The organism is Acidisoma sp. PAMC 29798, assembly GCF_030252425.1.
GTDB classification, from domain to species: Bacteria; Pseudomonadota; Alphaproteobacteria; order Acetobacterales; family Acetobacteraceae; genus Acidisoma; species Acidisoma cladoniae.
This window is the reverse complement of record NZ_CP126994.1, coordinates 2,388,809-2,404,972: the sequence shown is the minus strand read 5'-3', so window position 1 is coordinate 2,404,972 and position 16,164 is coordinate 2,388,809. Positions and strand designations below refer to the sequence as shown.

Sequence of the window (16,164 nt, the reverse complement as noted above, 5' to 3'; positions counted from 1 at the left end):
TCTTCGGAGACTTGCCATGGCAACCTTGCTCAACTGCGACATGGGCGAATCCTATGGCTTGTATCGTCTCGGCGATGATGCCGGGCTGATGCCGCTCATCGATGTCGCCAATGTCGCCTGCGGCTTCCACGCCTCGGACTTCAACCACATGCGTGCCACCGTGCGGCTCGCCAAGGCGCATGGCGTCGCCGTCGGGGCGCATCCGTCTCTGCCGGACCGGCAGGGTTTCGGACGGCGGGAGATGGCAATGAAGCGCGAGGAAATGGCGAATTGCCTGATCTACCAGATCGGCGCGCTCAAGGGCTTTCTGGAAGCCGAAGGCATGGTGCTCAATCATATCAAGCCGCATGGCTCGCTGTTCGGCATGGCGGGGCGTTTGGAGCATATCGCCGAAGCTGTCTGTGACGCGGCCGAGATATTCAAGGTTCCGGTTTTCGGCATGCTGGGCAGTTTGCATGAGACCATCTATCCCGCGCGCGGCATTCCCTTCCTTGCCGAATACTACGCCGATCTCGATTATGATGATGAGGGCCGGCTGATCATCACGCAGGTGCATGATGCGGTAGACCCAGCCCTTGCCGCCGAACGCTGCCTGCGCGCCATGCGGGAGGGTCTGACGAGCAGCACCGGCGGGCGGGATATTCGCGTTGGTGCCGATACCATCTGCGTGCATTCCGATACGCCGAATGCGGTGGACATTGCCACCGCCGTGCGCCGGGCGATCTCCTCCCTATGAAAAAGCTGCTCATCGCCAATCGTGGCGAAATCGCCGTGCGCATCGCGCGGGCGGCTAAGGCGCTCGGTATCGCGACGGTCGCCGTCTATTCGGACGCGGATGCGGGCGCGCTGCAGGTGTTCTCCGCCGATGAGGCGGTGGCCATCGGCCCGTCCAAAGCGGCGGAAAGCTACCTGAAAGTCGAAGCGATCCTGGCGGCGGCGGCACAGACCGGTGCCGATGCCATTCACCCAGGCTACGGTTTCATGGCCGAGAATGCCGGTTTCGCGCAGGCGGTGGAGGATGCGGGGCTGATCTTCGTGGGTCCCGCACCGTCCCAGATCGCGATGATGGGCGATAAGGGCCGCGCGCGTGATGCCGCGTTCAAGGCTGGTGTGCCGGTGCTGCCGGCCAGCGCCCGTCTCGCACCCGGCGCGTTGGACGGGCTGGAGGAAGCCGGCGAGGCCGTCGGTTATCCGCTTCTGGTCAAAGCGGTGGCGGGGGGCGGTGGCATCGGTATGCGCCTGGTCGCCAAAGCCGCCGACCTGCGCACGGCAGTGGACTCTCTGCAATCCATGGCCGCCCGCGCCTTTGGGGACGGCACCGCCTATCTGGAACGCTACGTGGCCGCCGCGCGCCATGTCGAAGTGCAGGTGTTTGGCCTCGGTGACGGTCGGGCCGTTCACCTGTTCGAGCGTGAATGTTCGGTGCAGCGGCGCTTTCAAAAAATCCTGGAAGAAAGCCCATCGCCTGGGATTTCGGCCGAGACACGCAGCGCCATGCATGCGGCGGCGCAGGCTTTGGCGGCGGCGGTCGGCTATCGCTCCGCCGGCACCATCGAATTCGTCGTCGATGATGATACCGGAAACTTCTACTTCCTGGAGATGAACACGCGCATTCAGGTCGAACATCCGGTGACGGAGATGGTGACCGGCCTCGACCTCGTGCAATTGCAGCTTCGTCTCGCACGGGGCGAGGATTGCGCACCGCTGCTGGCGGGGGTGACCGCGCAAGGCCATGCTATCGAATGCCGCCTTTGCGCTGAGAATCCCGAAAAGATGTTCCTGCCGTCGCCGGGCAAGATCACGCGGCTGGTGCTGCCGGATGGCCCGCGCATCGATATCGGCGTGCGGGAAGGGGACACGGTATCGGCCTTCTATGATTCCCTGCTCGCGAAGATCATCGTCCATGGCGCGACCCGGACCGAGGCCATCGACGCCATGCGCGCGGCCTTGGCGGGCATCACCATCGACGGCATCACCACCAATCTTGCCTTTCTCATCCGACTGCTCGACCATCCGGCTTTCGTGGCGGGCAAGACCTTGACCGGCTTCATCGAGACGCATCGGGCGAGTTTGTTCCCGCCCAAAACCGGAGAGACGGCATGATCTATTCCGAGCCGCGCTACCTGCCGGGCGGTGACCGTTACATGCTGGTCGAGTTCGGCAATGAGATGAATCTCGAACTCAACTTCATGGCGCAGGGTCTCGCCGCCGCCATCGTCGAGGCGCGCATCGCCGGCATTATCGAAACGGCGCCCTGCTTCGCCTCCATGCTGGTGCATTACGAGCCGGAGCTGATCGGCTTCGAGGATCTGCGCTCGGAACTCGCCAAACTCGTGGCCGGCCTCGGGCCGTCGGATGCCTTGGAGTTGGAGAGCCGGTTGTTCTATCTACCCGCCGTGTACCTCGATCCTTGGACGCGCGCTTGCGTCGAGGATTATCAGGCCAAGATTTCGCCCAAGACCGCAGATTGGGATCTGATGGTGGAGCTGAACGGCTTGCGCGATACGGATGATTTCGTGCGCGTCCATTCCGGCACCGAATACTGGGTCGCCTCTCTCGGCTTTTGGCCAGGCCTGCCCTTCATGATGGCGCTCGATCCACGCGCGAAGATGACGGCGCCGAAATACAATCCGCCCCGCACCTGGACACCGGGAGGCGCCATCGGCCTCGGCGGCGCATCGACCGCGATCTATCCCGAGCAGCTTCCGGGCGGCTACCAGATCTTCGCCCGCACACCGGTGCCGATCTGGGATCGCGCGCAGCGGTTTGAGGCTTTTGCAGGCTCAATCTGTCTGTTTCGCCCCGGCGACCGGGTGCGCTTCGTGCCCTGCTCGGTCGAGGAATTCGAGGCGATCGAGCGTGAGGTGGCGGACGGCACCTATCAGTACAATATGGTCGGTTACGGCAAGTTCTCCGTCGCCCTCTACAAGAGTTGGACTGCATCCCTCGGCGCGAGGAGGACGTCATGAGTTTCGCAGTCATCAAGCCGGGTTTAGAGACCTCGGTCCAGGATTGGCCGGGCCGCTACGGTTTTTGGAACCAGGGCTTTCCGCCCTCGGGGCCGATGGATAGCTGGTCCTTCAGACTCGCCAATCTTCTGGTGGGCAATGCCGTCGGTGCGCCCGCGCTCGAATGCCAGTATATGGGCCCTACGCTGCGCTTCGATGCAGACAGCATCTTCGCCATTACCGGCGCCGATATGCAGCCGATGCTGGACGGTATTGCGGTTCCGATGTGGGAAAGCGTCGCCGCGCAAGCGGGGCAGACGCTGACCATGAGTTTCGCCAAGCTCGGCACCCGCGCCTATGTCGCTGTCGCCGGCGGCATCGATGTGCCGCCCTGGCTCGGCTCGCGCGCGACCTTCCACAAGGCCGGCATCGGCGGCGTTGAGGGCCGGGCGCTGAAGATCGGCCAAACGGTGCCGTTCGGCGCGGCCTCGCCCGACGCTCATGCCGGTCGTGTGGTCAAGCCAGAAGCGCGACCTGCCATTGCCACGGAGAGGCGCTGGGAGATCGAAGTTGTCGCCGGTCCCAATGACGATTGGGTCGATGCCGAGGGGCATGCGCGGTTTCTATCGACTGACTGGAAGCTGTCGGGAAAGTCTGACCGAACCGGCTTCCGTCTCGACGGTCCGGACTGGAGTTTCACCGAAAAGGCGTTGAACAAGGCGCCCGAGCATGGCTCGCTGCCCTCCAATATTCTCGACCAGGGCTATCCGCTCGGTGCCATCAACCTCGCCGGGCAAACGCCCATCATCCTGGTCAATGACGGGCCGTCGATGGGGGGATTCATCAACCCCTATACCGTGCCGCAAGCTGCCTTCTGGAAGCTGGGACAATCCAAGCCCGGTGAAATCTATCGCTTTCGCGCGGTCAGCGTGACCGAGGCGCAGGCAATGGCCCGCAGCCTCGGCGCGCTCTGCGTCGAAGCCTCCATCCTCTGAAAGATCAAGACCATGGCAACAGAAATCCGCACGCTGACGGCCGGGAATGTCTGGAAGGTTCTGGTGCAACCGGGTGACGTGGTGGCCGAAGGCGACACTCTGTTCATCATGGAAGTGATGAAGATGGAGGTGCCGCATACCGCGCCGGCCGCCGGCACGGTGACGGCCGTTCACGTCGCCTCCGACCAGGAAGGGCTCGACGCCGATGCCCTGGCCGTGGAGATCGAGGAAGGCGCCTGAGACCCACGGCTTGACACCACCCTCGTTCGCGGTTTTCTTGTAAACCGCTTTACAGAGGTTTGAATGGCGAAGCTGAGCACCGTGGCGCGGTTGCGTGATGTGGCGGCGGCGGCTTCGGTCTCGGTCGCGACCGTATCGCGCTATGTGAACGGCACCCTTGTTCTGCCAACCGAAACTGCGCAGCGCATCGACGCGGCGATCAAGCAGCTCGACTATCGGGCGAACCCGCATGCGCGCCGGCTCAGCATGGGTCGGTCTGACACCATCGGTCTGCTGGTGCCGGACATCGCGAACCCGTTCTTCGCGCAGCTTGCCGATGCGGTGGAGCGGGCGGCGGCGGCACGTGGCCTCGATCTCATGCTCTGCGCCACGCATAATCAGCCACAGCGCGAACTGGACTATATCGCCTGGATGCGGCGCAACCATATGGATGGTGTGTTGTTCGCGACCAATCATGTTGATGACGGAACCTTGGCGCGGGCGATCGCGGGTTCCGCCGACGTCGTTCTCATCGATGAAGACGTGCCGGGCACCGATGTCGCCAAGGTCTTCGCTGATAACGATCTGGGCGGCTATCTCGCGGGGCGGTATCTGGTCGCGGCCGGCCACCGCCGGTTTGCCTTCATCGGCGGCCAGAACGGCATGCTCAGCACGACGGAGCGTCTCGCGGGGTTCCGCCGCGCGGTGTCGGAAGGCGGGCCGGATTGCGGCATCATCTGTGAAGCCTTCACACGCTATGTTGCGTCCGATGGTCGCGCGGCGATCGAGCGGATGCTCGCGCTCCCCACGCGCCCGACCGCTATCTTCGCCACCAGTGATGAGCTGACGATCGGCGTGTTGGAGGCGTTGCAGGCCCAGGGCATCCGCGTGCCGCAGGATATCTCGCTCATCAGCTTCGATGATGTGCGGCCGTTGCATCTGTTTTCTCCTCCCGTTACCGCCATCCGCCAGCCTTTGGCTGAGATGGGGCAACTGGCTTTCGACCTGCTGGTCGATTCCGCACTGCGCGGCACCACCAATTCTCCGCGACGGCTGACGGTAGAATTGATCGAACGCGCCTCGGTCGCGCCCCCGGCTGCTCAATGACGGATACCGCTTCTTCTCTCTCTGCAAATCTTTAAGGAAAGATTGATGACGAAAACCAAAGTCTTGCTGGTGGGCGAAAGCTGGGTCAGCTCTGCCACCCATTACAAGGGCTTCGACCAGTTCGGCAGCGTGACCTTCCACCTGGGCGCGGAACCGCTGGTGAGCGCCCTGAAGGACAGTCTATTCGAATTGGTTTACATGCCGGCGCATGAGGCGGCCGAGGGTTTTCCCTTCACGGCCGAGGGGCTTGCGCAATACGGTGCCATCATCCTGTCCGATATCGGCGCGAATACGCTGTTGCTGCCGCAATCGGTATGGATGCAGGGCAAGCCGACGCCGAACCGCCTCAAGCTGATCCGCGATTGGACGCAGCGGGGTGGTGGGCTGATGATGATCGGTGGCTATTTCAGCTTCCAGGGGATCGATGGCCGTGCCCGCTGGCGCCGCACGCCGGTGGAGGATGCGCTGCCCGTCACCTGCCTTCCCTATGACGATCGGATCGAAGTGCCGGAAGGCTTCACGCCGGAGGTTCTGGGCGCGGCGGATCATCCGATCCTGTGCGGCCTGGGCACCGCATGGCCGCTTCTGCTCGGCGCGAATGAGGTTGTGGTGCGGGCCGATCCGGGTGTGGAAGTTCTCGCGCGCCTGCCGGAATCAGAGGGCGGCCATCCGCTGCTTGTGACGGGTCAATACGGCGCCGGCCGAACCATGGTCTGGACCTCGGATATCGGGCCGCATTGGGTGCCGGATGTCTTCACCAAGTGGGACGGGTTCGCGAAGCTTTGGACCAATGCGCTGTCCTGGCTGACGCGCGCATGACCATCGCGGAGTTTTACTCACTGTGAAGTCCAGTCTACCGCCGTTCGCAGTCGGCGGCATTATCCCTTTGGAGGTTGCGGGTCGATCGGGATGACCCGCGGCCTCAAGGTGTACTCCTAAAAGGGACGGTGCCAGACGCGCGATACGCAGGGCATGTGGATCGTATCGTGTTGTAGGAACTGTTATGGCCGATTTCGACGAGATAAGCCGCCTTCTGGCGATCAATACGGCTGCGATCAAGCTTGAGGGCATGAGCGCGGAAGACGTCGCAGAGGTCGGCGCCTACCTGACGCGGTTGGTCTCCACGCTTCGCGTCGCCATCATGCTGGCCGAGATGCAGCCGACCGTCGTTCACTGAGGGTACGGGCGCCGGCTCTGGCAGGAGGGTCGCGGGGTGGGTGCTAGCGCGTAACGGCTGAAGCGTCAGTGATGGGAACGCTTAGGGTCCGACCAGAAGTAGTAGGCCCAGCCAACAACAGCGAGGGCTGCAGGCGCCGCAAATAGATAGATGACTAGGCCCATCAATCGATGCTCGCCAAAAAATTCCGCCCGAGGGCGTGGAACTGGATTAATGCGCCCTGCCGTAAAAGGTTCATGTAAGACGCCCGGCCTAACCGCTTCTTCCTGCCGTTCAGCATATCGTCTAGAGCAAATACCGACCGAACCGATTCGAAAGTCCTTCCCCGACGCGGAACCGATATGATTCTCTGCACCTGCCGTAGGGGGAGGACAGCATGGCACGGACGCTATCGGAGGACCTTCGTTTGCGGGTCATTGGGGCAGTCGAAGCGGGTTCATCGCGACGTGCGGCGGCTGAGCGGTTCGGCGTTGGCATTGCGACCGCTATTCGCTGGGTACGGGCGTTCAAGGCGACAGGGGCGACGCGGGCGCATCCAAAGGGCGGGGATCAGCGCTCCCACCGCATCGAGGCTTACCGGGACGTGATCCTCGGCGCCGTCACCGTCCAAGTCGACATCACCTTGGTGGAATTGGCCGACATGCTACGGCAGGAGTACGGCTTGCACGTAGCGGCCACCACGATTTGGCGGTTCCTTGATCGTCACGCCATGACCACCAAAAAAAACCGCGCACGCCAGCGAGCAAGACAGGCCCGACGTGCGGGCGCGGCGGCAGGCCTGGTTCGACGCGCAGCCTGCCCTCGATCCAAAATGTCTGGTCTTCATTGACGAGACCGGAGCTTCGACCAAGATGGCGCGCCTGCGCGGTCGGGCTAAGCGCGGCCAGCGTTGCCGCTCGCCTGTTCCGCATGGTCATTGGAAAACCACCACCTTCACGGGCGCCTTGCGCCTGAATGGAATGACCGCGCCGATGGTGATCGATGGGCCGATGAACCGTGACGCGTTCCACGCCTATCTCCACCATGTGCTGACACCGACGTTGCGGCCCGGCGACATCGTCGTGATGGATAACCTGCCTGCCCACAAAGGTACCGAGACGCGCAGGACGATTGAGGCGGCAGGTGCCAGGTTGCTCTACCTGCCGCCTTACTCGCCCGACTTTAACCCGATTGAGAACGCCTTTGCCAAACTCAAGGCCATCCTACGCAAAGCCTCCGAGCGCAGCATCGACGGACTGTGGAACACCATCGGTCGCGCGATAGACCAGTTCACTCCTGCTGAGTGCGCCAATTACTTCACCGCCGCAGGATATGAGCCCGAATGAAAGGATTCTGCTCTAGGTAAGAAAATGATGATAGCGATTTTTCCTTTGGATAACGAGGATAACCCACTTATCTAATTGATAGAAATACATTTTTTGTTGATAATTTGTGTTTGCACTGTCGCGGTCATCTGGACGCGGATTGGCACATCTCTGCGTCAAAGAGCATTGACTAACCCGACTGCTGGGCGCCGATCACCTCTGGTAATTTTAGTTCGCCGAAAACAAATCTGTTGCGCAAGCTGCGTATCAAGCGGTCTCAGGCGGGAGGTCACACGGTTTAGCGGATCTGCCCGTTTTTCGACGCATCGCTGGCAACTACGGTTGATCGGATCCCCGCAGCGTCGCTGGTATCTAAGCTAATCGAGTTTCGGGTATCCCTGTTTCTTCGGGGTCACGGTAGGGCCGCTGTTCAACGGCCCCCAGCCATCATCGAATACTCTTTATATAGGCGGACTGAGATTGGGTGTTCTCGAGCCACTGCCCAATGGTTGCTTTTTGTGGAAATCGCAGCAGGAACGGCCCGAAGCTTAGCAAAAATGCGTCCTGCGCTTCGGCTGTGATCTCGAATGTGGCGTGGGTCAATGCATTGGGCATATCTATCATGGCGCCCAATAAACGAACGGCACCGACGACGTGGAACAGCGCAAGAACATCAATGGCTATCTCGGCCGCGGTTAGCTAAAGCCTTATTTCTTCATAGAAATCGTCGGGCATGAATTCAGATGCGATACCACGCGGGTCAGAAGGCGTCCCTCAAAGAGGTCGCCGAGTTGAAGTCGTCGATGACGGCATAGCTTTGGGCAGCATCCGTATCCGCCGGAACACCATCGCTCCGGTGAGACCGGCGGCGTCCTGCCAGCGGCCCAGCGCGTGCACAGGACAGAGCGCCATGTGTCAAAGCGGATGGCCCATCCGCTCGCCTCTGAAGCGGGGGAGGGGAGACGCCTTGCGGCCTAGGGCCTCGTCGTGATCGGGGTCGTCGTGAGAGCCATCCGATAGCGTTCCGGAACCGCAGCCGGAGCATCTAGAATTTCTCAGATAATTTCTCTTCATATCAATGACTTAACGGAATTAGACGCTATCTCACGAATCCGTGACTCTCGATAATCCCTATTATCGAGACGTCACATACGAAGAAAGCCAGTTGCCACAATTACCCTGTGTCTGGCAGAATCGGCTCGGGGCAGGCGGGTGCGGTGTCACGCGCCGCGGCCTGATGAAGGAGCGGGTGATGGGGTTCATGCGGAGCGACGGCGCGGCATGACGGCAGCTCCCTCCGAAGGTCCCGTGTCGGCGGCCGTCAGCGGTCCGGACGCGCTCGCGACCAGCCAGGCCTCCGCGCTTGCCATTGTCGGCCGCATGGCGCCGGCCTCGCCGGCCTCGGCAGAGATGTTGGCGCTACTGTCGGGGCCGCTCGGCCAGGCGATCGAAACCGCCGCCACCTTCGCCGATAACCATCTGGCCGCCTCGACACAGCGCGCCTATGCGCGCGATTGGCGCGCCTTCGTCGCCTGGTGCCGGACCCAGGCGGTGAACGCGGCGATCTTGCCGGTGCATCCGGTGCTGGTGGCGGCCTATCTCGCCAGCCTGGTGCCGGCGCTGGGCAAGAGCGGGTTGCGGGCGCGGCTGGCTGCGATCGCCCACCATCATCATCAGAACGGGCATCTCTGGAGCACGCGTCATCCAGCGATTAGTGCGACCCTGCAGGGCATCCTGAAACAGCATGGCAAGCCGATCCGCCCCTCGGCCGCCCTCACCTCCACGGAAATCCGCCAGCTGCTCGGGAGCTGTGGCGAGGATCTCGCGGGGGTCCGGGATCGCGCGCTCTTTCTGACCGGCTTTGCCGGGGCGCTGCGGCGTTCGGAGCTGGTGGCGATCGACCGCGAGCACCTGACGTTTCGGGAGGTGGGGCTCAGCATCCATATCCCGCGCAGCAAACGCGACCAGGAAGGGCAGGGGGCCGACATCACCATCCCCTGGATGCGCGGTGAAGACACTTGCCCCGTGAAGGCCGTCGAACGCTTCCTGAAACGTGCCGGCATCACCCATGGTCCGGTGTTCCGTGGCGTCACCGCCTGGGGCACATTGGAGAACCGGCTGACGACGGATGGCGTCCGCAAAATCCTGCTGCGCCGCGCCGCGCTCGCCGGTCTGACCGTCGATCCCCGTGAGCGGCTGTCACCGCATGGGCTGCGCGCCGGCTTCATCACCGAGGCCTATCTGGCCGCGGCACCCGATGAGCAGGTGATGGCCCATACCCGCCAGAAAGACCTCTCGACCCTGCGCGGCTATCGCCGACGGGCCAAGATCACCGGCGAGAACCCCGCCCGCTTGCTGGATTTGTGAGGCGCGGGTGAGGGATGATGCGCGAGACGCGGACGCATTGTCGCTGCCGAACACGGATTGGCTGCGGCATGTCCTGATCGTCAGCGGGCCGGCGGAGGCTGTCGCGACGTTCCAAATCGCGGCGGCCGGCCTCGGCGCCGTTCCCTGGCTCTCGCCGGACCTCGATCTGCTTGAGGAGGATCGGGTGATGGCGCTGCTCCATCCGCCGGATGGCTCGGCCGGGCTTACCCTCGCCCGCGCGCGGGCACTCGCGCGGCAGATCCGCAGCGCCATCGAGACCAACCAGCAGCGGGTCACTGCCGCGATCGGCCGCGTCCGCACCTGCCCCTTCGACCTGCATGCGCTGCTGCCGGTGCCGGACTGCGTCCTCGCTCTTGGGCCGGACGACCCGGCCAGTCTGGCCTGGCTGCGGACCCATTGGGGCGTGGTGCAGGCGCTCCGCCATGTCCGCCTCAAGACGGGGAGCGACGATCGCCGGCTACGCCGCTCTGCGCGCCTCGAAGTCGCGTTCTGGGCAGCGGATTGGACGCCTTGGGCGGCGATGCAGGCCGTGCGTCAGCGTTGGCCCACCTTGGTCTTCGACATCAGGCCGGATTACGGCGGTGAGTGACGGACTCACGGCAGGGGAGGAGCGGGAAGAATTAGCCGAGGGGTCTAGTGATCCCATTTGGGATGACTGGGACAACCCGCCTCGGGTGGCCCAGATGCCGGTGCTGCATCTCGACGGCTTTGATGGGCCGATGGACCTACTGCTGGATCTCGCCGAACGCCAGCGGATCGACTTTGGCCGGATGTCCGTCCGTGACCTGGCCGAGCAATTCGTCGCGGCGATGGAACGGCTGGTGGGCAGGGTATCACTGGAACGCCGTGCGGATTGGCTCGTGCTGGCCACCCGGCTGGTGCTGCTGCGGTCGCGCCTGTTGTTTCCCGCCAGCCCGGAAGCGGCGATCGCGGCGGAGCAGGACGCCGCTGCCGAAGTACGGCGGCTGGAGGAGATGGTCTTTGTGCGGGCGGCGGCATCTTGGCTGACGGCGCGGCCGCAACTTGGGACCCACGTCTTCGCGCGGCCGGCCGCGACGGCGCCATCGCGGGAGGGTGGCTATGTCGCGCTGATGGACGCCTGTCTGGTCGTGCTGCGGGGCAGGGGAGGGCGGCCGGACGAGGCACCCGTCTATCGGCCGGTTGTTCCCGACCTTTGGCGCGTGACGGATGCACTGGCGCGGATCAGGTTGACCTTGGCGGAGCACCCGGAGGGCGGTGAATTGAGCGCGTTCCTGCCGGTTCTCTTGGCTGACGTCGCAAACCGGGAGCTCAGAGCGAGGGCCGCCGTCGCCAGCACCCTGCTGGCGGGGCTGGAACTCGCCCGGGAAGGGGTGCTCGCGATCGAGCAGGAGAAGGACTATGGGCCGATGCGGTTTTTTGCCAAACAAGCGACCTGGGAAAAGCCGGCCGGCATCGCGGTCGCGTGAGATGTGGAGTAATCGAGCATACAGGAGACAGAAAGCGTTCTTGTTCGCGTCTATAATTCAATGGCTTAGCAGTTCCCGGGCACTCTAAGAGGCTCTGGTGCAAAAATACCTTGCTATGGCACTTTGTGACGGCGGGTTGAGGCAAGGCGGAACGATGGCTGGGTTCGTGAGCTTGGACGGGCTGTTTGCGGGCCGGCATTTCGACCGCGAGATCATCATCCTGTGCGTGCGCTGGTATTTGCGCTTCAAACTCAGCTTCCGGGATTTGGTGGAGATGATGGCCGAGCGCGGCCTGCCTCTGGCCCACACCACGATCATGCGCTGGGTGCGGTTCTGTCAGATGTCGCGCCGGCATTCTGAAGTTCTACGCGGCTCGCACGAGGATCTAGGCGTTCTGCATGATGTTAAGCGCAATGGAGGTTGCTTTGGCGAAGCGGGAGCGGCGGAGAGAGGCGGGGACGATCTGGTTGTGACGACGGCGCGGGCGAAGAAGATTGCGGAGTTCCCCATGTTCTCGGCAGAAGCGATCGGCAGCCTCGTGGCTCTTGAAGCCCCGCATACATCGGATCCTGCCCTTGATCCCGCGATGGTCCTGTTCAAGGCGATTATTCAGATAGACACTGGTCCGGTGCTGCACGGTCTTGCCCAGCACGATGCGGATCGCTCTCGGGTAGGAGCCATGACCGTCTGTCGTAACCCGGTCCGGCCGAATGCCCATGGTCGCCCGCGCCGAGCGGAAGAAGGCCTTGGCCGCCTGCATGTCGCGATGCTCGCTCAGCATCGCGTCGATCAAGTTTCCGTCCCGGTCGATTGCCCGGTAGAGGTAGCACCACCGGCCGCGGACCTTCAGATAGGTTTCGTCAACATACCAGCTGACGCCCGCTGCGCGCCGGGTCCCGTGACGCCGTTTGCGCAGCGCGTTACCCATGATGGGCAACAGCTTCACCTCCCAGTCGCGGACGGTCTCGTGGCTTATCTCGATCCCGCGCAGCGCCATAATCTCGCTCAGGTCCCGCAGCGTCAGCCGGTAGCGCAGCCTGCAGAACACCACGAAGGCGATGATGTCGCTCGGCAGGCAGGCCCGGTTCAGCACCCCACCGCTGCGCTCGTTGAACTGCCGTCCGCAATCGCGGCATCGGTATCGCCGGTAGCCTCGGGCCGTGACCTCCCGGCGTTCATTTACCGCCGACGAGCCACAGCCAACGCAATCCATTCCCGGCGTCCCTACCTATCGTCCAACGCTCAGTTTACCCGTTTGGTGAAGGCATCCAAACCTTCCCCGTCGTGGCGCGAGGACTGACAGAACCCACGACTGATGGTGGCACCGCCCTGTCGCCTGACGGAGAAACTAGGACCGCTAAGCTCCTCCGCGTGGAATTACCGAGGACGGGACTCTGACCGGTGAGAGGGCCGGTGGCGTTCGAGGTGAGAACGACCGTCGAGAATGATGTAACGGGTGATTAAGCTCTTCCGTTTGTTGTTGCTGTCCGTCAAACGGGATCCCAACCGATCGATACCGGCTCGGCCGTTCACTGCCTCACCGCCGCACCTGATTGAGACGGCTCTGGTGCAAAAATAACGTGCTATGGCACTCTGTGACGGCGGGTTGAGGCAAGGCGGAACGATGGCTGGGTTCGTGAGCTTGGACGGGCTGTTTGCGGGCCGGCATTTCGACCGCGAGATCATCATCCTGTGCGTGCGCTGGTATTTGCGCTTCAAACTCAGCTTCCGGGATTTGGTGGAGATGATGGCCGAGCGCGGCCTGCCTCTGGCCCACACCACGATCATGCGCTGGGTGCGGCATTATGCGCCCGAATTCGAGCGGCGCTGGAACCGTTTTGCCCGGGTTGTTGGGGCGTCGTGGCGGATGGATGAGACCTATATCAAGGTCCGGGGCGAATGGGTCTATCTGTACCGGGCGGTTGATCGTGAAGGCCGAACGGTGGATTTCCGGCTGAGCCGCAGGCGTGATGTGGCGGCGGCCAAGGCGTTTTTCCGCAAGGCCCTCAAGACCCAGGGGTCGGCGCCGCGCGTGATCACGTTGGATGGCTACGCTGCTTCGCATCGGGCGGTGCGGGAAATGAAAGCGGCGGGCGCATTGCCTGAGGTGGTGAAACTGCGGTCATCCAAATATTTAAACAACACGATTGAACAAGACCATCGCGGCGTGAAAGCGCGCACGGGGCCGATGCTTGGCTTCAAGAGGTTCTGTCAGTCCTCGCGCCACGACGGGGAAGGTTTGGATGCCTTCACCAAACGGGTAAACTGAGCGTTGGACGATAGGTAGGGACGCCGGGAATGGATTGCGTTGGCTGTGGCTCGTCGGCGGTAAATGAACGCCGGGAGGTCACGGCCCGAGGCTACCGGCGATACCGATGCCGCGATTGCGGACGGCAGTTCAACGAGCGCAGCGGTGGGGTGCTGAACCGGGCCTGCCTGCCGAGCGACATCATCGCCTTCGTGGTGTTCTGCAGGCTGCGCTACCGGCTGACGCTGCGGGACCTGAGCGAGATTATGGCGCTGCGCGGGATCGAGATAAGCCACGAGACCGTCCGCGACTGGGAGGTGAAGCTGTTGCCCATCATGGGTAACGCGCTGCGCAAACGGCGTCACGGGACCCGGCGCGCAGCGGGCGTCAGCTGGTATGTTGACGAAACCTATCTGAAGGTCCGCGGCCGGTGGTGCTACCTCTACCGGGCAATCGACCGGGACGGAAACTTGATCGACGCGATGCTGAGCGAGCATCGCGACATGCAGGCGGCCAAGGCCTTCTTCCGCTCGGCGCGGGCGACCATGGGCATTCGGCCGGACCGGGTTACGACAGACGGTCATGGCTCCTACCCGAGAGCGATCCGCATCGTGCTGGGCAAGACCGTGCAGCACCGGACCAGTGTCTATCTGAATAATCGCCTTGAACAGGACCATCGCGGGATCAAGGGCAGGATCCGATGTATGCGGGGCTTCAAGAGCCACGAGGCTGCCGATCGCTTCTGCCGAGAACATGGGGAACTCCGCAATCTTCTTCGCCCGCGCCGTCGTCACAACCAGATCGTCCCCGCCTCTCTCCGCCGCTCCCGCTTCGCCAAAGCAACCTCCATTGCGCTTAACATCATGCAGAACGCCTAGATCCTCGTGCGAGCCGCGTAGAACTTCAGAATGCCGGCGCGACATCTGACAGAACCCGCGACAGTGATGTCCTTCATCGTCATGACGCGATCGACGAGTTCGCGCGTGACGACAGGCTGGGCAGCGTCTCGCAGCACGTCATAGATCAGTCGCAGGGATTCACCAGGACGAAACCAGGCTCTCTGTCTTCGTTGCCGCTCGGGACGAGCCGTCTCTGACTGGATACTCGGATCAAACAGACGCAGAACTCCCTCAAGATGCGTCAGGCCGGCGCGATGCTCGACTAACTGTCGTTTCAGACGCGCTATCGATCCAATTACTTCGGACTGTTTGCCGCGCAACGCGCAAATGACATCCGGCTCGATCATCGCCCGCACTCCCGAAATCGACTGTCAGGATGGTAAACGATGCATCTCCATATTCGAACGGACGAGTGGTGGCGGTTGATACATAATACCGGATCAAAGCATGACGCGCCTCTTCCGCTGGCCGCCTCCGAGATTCACGGGCACCAAGCCTCCGCCTAAGCCGCCAGTGCCGCCGAAGTAGCCCAGGAGCCCCGCCTAACCCGGTGGAGTTTCCTACGGTTCCAACCCATTACCCGCAAGGGCGTCCACGCCGTGGACGCCCTTGCCACCGTCCGGACCGCTTACCGCGCTTGAAACGCGGACAAAAGCGATTGCCATCGACCAATACAGGCCGGTCTCGGCCACCCAGATGGTCATTCCAAGTTAGCCAACTAGAGCTTGGCAGCGCAGGGTCGGAAACTACTCATGGGGACCTTGGTATCTGCTCAAGCGCCCTGACGGGGGGGCGTGAACAGGAAGCAATTGGACCAGCCGATGCGATATTGGCGTGGCAGCCGCATAGTCCCACATGCTTCCTGGCGTCGCGATTATTGATTGTGCCAAATGCGATTCGGCGATTTCCCTGGAAAGACTTACTAAATATTCAGCTTCTAAGACCGGGTCTAATCCCAGGTGGGCGAGCGTCAAACTGACGGTCAGTCTTTCGCCACTGGCCCCTTTGCCAACCTCTGCTGAAAGAAAATACTTCACCGCATGCGCTGTGGAGATGCCACTGCCGTTTTGTTCCATGTTGAGACTCCCACGGTCTTAATCGCGAGACCGTTATGGCCGAGAGTAGGCTAAGTTACCTGACGATAGCAGGGTCGGAAACTACCTATGCCTCGCCTCTTGCTCACGTTCCGCAAAACATTCTGGCTCTCCACCAAGCGGTCAAAGCTGTCAGCGAATTGCTTGCGTAGGCCCGCGATGCTCTTGCGGCTATTGCGAATCATCTCCCGCGCGGCAGGAGGCTGGGTGTCTAAGGCTGCCGCCTCAAGCGCCGCTCGCCATGTCAAATCGCTTGGAAACACGACCCCCAGGGTCAGTTCTTCTCAGCTTGAACAGAAGCCAAGCGGGCTTGGCCATGCAGGGTTAGGCGTCGGTG

The 16,164-nt window shown here is 62.6% G+C and carries 17 protein-coding genes; 14 read left to right on the top strand and 3 right to left on the bottom strand.

The window, feature by feature from the left end:
- The first annotated feature begins 16 nt into the window (after nt 1-16).
- From QP803_RS11585 to QP803_RS11530, 12 genes are all read left to right on the top strand, one after another.
- On the top strand, nt 17-736 hold the full coding sequence (locus QP803_RS11585; protein ID WP_284943635.1) for a LamB/YcsF family protein: 720 nt from the start codon (nt 17-19) through the stop codon (nt 734-736).
- On the top strand, nt 733-2,103 hold the full coding sequence (locus QP803_RS11580) for an acetyl-CoA carboxylase biotin carboxylase subunit (RefSeq protein ID WP_284943634.1): 1,371 nt from the start codon (nt 733-735) through the stop codon (nt 2,101-2,103). The genes QP803_RS11585 and QP803_RS11580 overlap by 4 nt, the downstream gene beginning before the upstream one ends.
- Complete coding sequence (locus QP803_RS11575) at nt 2,100-2,969, top strand: 5-oxoprolinase subunit B family protein (RefSeq protein WP_284943633.1); 870 nt, start codon at nt 2,100-2,102, stop codon at nt 2,967-2,969. The genes QP803_RS11580 and QP803_RS11575 overlap by 4 nt, the downstream gene beginning before the upstream one ends.
- Complete coding sequence (locus tag QP803_RS11570; RefSeq protein WP_284943632.1) at nt 2,966-3,943, top strand: 5-oxoprolinase subunit C family protein; 978 nt, start codon at nt 2,966-2,968, stop codon at nt 3,941-3,943. The genes QP803_RS11575 and QP803_RS11570 overlap by 4 nt, the downstream gene beginning before the upstream one ends.
- A 12-nt stretch (nt 3,944-3,955) precedes the next feature.
- On the top strand, nt 3,956-4,183 hold the full coding sequence (locus QP803_RS11565; protein WP_284943631.1) for a biotin/lipoyl-containing protein: 228 nt from the start codon (nt 3,956-3,958) through the stop codon (nt 4,181-4,183).
- Nucleotides 4,184-4,246: 63 nt separating this feature from the next.
- On the top strand, nt 4,247-5,269 hold the full coding sequence (locus QP803_RS11560; protein WP_284943630.1) for a LacI family DNA-binding transcriptional regulator: 1,023 nt from the start codon (nt 4,247-4,249) through the stop codon (nt 5,267-5,269).
- A gap of 45 nt (nt 5,270-5,314) precedes the next feature.
- Entirely contained in the window at nt 5,315-6,088 is a 774-nt protein-coding gene (locus QP803_RS11555; protein WP_284943629.1) for a glutamine amidotransferase, read from the top strand.
- A gap of 184 nt (nt 6,089-6,272) precedes the next feature.
- Nucleotides 6,273-6,446, top strand: coding sequence for a hypothetical protein (locus QP803_RS11550; protein ID WP_284943628.1), 174 nt, complete (start codon nt 6,273-6,275; stop codon nt 6,444-6,446).
- Nucleotides 6,447-6,822: 376 nt separating this feature from the next.
- Nucleotides 6,823-7,771, top strand: a protein-coding gene (locus tag QP803_RS11545) for an IS630 family transposase (protein ID WP_284943627.1) whose coding sequence is annotated in 2 segments (ribosomal slippage) — nt 6,823-7,163 and nt 7,162-7,771 — 951 coding nt in all. Because the reading frame shifts where the segments join, the coding sequence is not laid out codon by codon here.
- 1,260 nt (nt 7,772-9,031) lie between these two features.
- Complete coding sequence (locus QP803_RS11540) at nt 9,032-10,117, top strand: tyrosine-type recombinase/integrase (RefSeq protein ID WP_284943626.1); 1,086 nt, start codon at nt 9,032-9,034, stop codon at nt 10,115-10,117.
- A 7-nt stretch (nt 10,118-10,124) separates the two neighbouring features.
- The gene (locus QP803_RS11535; protein WP_284943625.1) at nt 10,125-10,727 is read left to right on the top strand and encodes a hypothetical protein; all 603 of its coding nucleotides are present in this window, start codon (nt 10,125-10,127) and stop codon (nt 10,725-10,727) included.
- Complete coding sequence (locus QP803_RS11530) at nt 10,720-11,586, top strand: segregation and condensation protein A (RefSeq protein WP_284943624.1); 867 nt, start codon at nt 10,720-10,722, stop codon at nt 11,584-11,586. The genes QP803_RS11535 and QP803_RS11530 overlap by 8 nt, the downstream gene beginning before the upstream one ends.
- A 385-nt stretch (nt 11,587-11,971) precedes the next feature.
- Here QP803_RS11530 and QP803_RS11525 read toward each other — a convergent pair whose 3' ends face one another.
- Nucleotides 11,972-12,799, bottom strand: a complete 828-nt coding sequence (locus QP803_RS11525; protein ID WP_284943622.1) for an IS6 family transposase — start codon at nt 12,797-12,799, stop codon at nt 11,972-11,974.
- A gap of 411 nt (nt 12,800-13,210) precedes the next feature.
- On the opposite strand from QP803_RS11525, the gene QP803_RS11520 reads away from it, so the two are divergent.
- Both QP803_RS11520 and QP803_RS11515 read left to right on the top strand, forming a co-directional pair.
- Entirely contained in the window at nt 13,211-13,855 is a 645-nt protein-coding gene (locus tag QP803_RS11520) for an IS6 family transposase (RefSeq protein WP_284943623.1), read from the top strand.
- Nucleotides 13,856-13,884: 29 nt separating this feature from the next.
- Entirely contained in the window at nt 13,885-14,712 is an 828-nt protein-coding gene (locus tag QP803_RS11515; protein ID WP_284943622.1) for an IS6 family transposase, read from the top strand.
- Here QP803_RS11515 and QP803_RS11510 read toward each other — a convergent pair.
- Both QP803_RS11510 and QP803_RS11505 read right to left on the bottom strand, forming a co-directional pair.
- The gene (locus QP803_RS11510; protein WP_284943621.1) at nt 14,709-15,080 is read right to left on the bottom strand and encodes a hypothetical protein; all 372 of its coding nucleotides are present in this window, start codon (nt 15,078-15,080) and stop codon (nt 14,709-14,711) included. The two genes, QP803_RS11515 and QP803_RS11510, sit on opposite strands and share 4 nt — an antisense overlap.
- Nucleotides 15,081-15,479: 399 nt before the next feature.
- Complete coding sequence (locus QP803_RS11505) at nt 15,480-15,809, bottom strand: hypothetical protein (RefSeq protein ID WP_284943620.1); 330 nt, start codon at nt 15,807-15,809, stop codon at nt 15,480-15,482.
- Nucleotides 15,810-16,164: the final 355 nt, after the last annotated feature.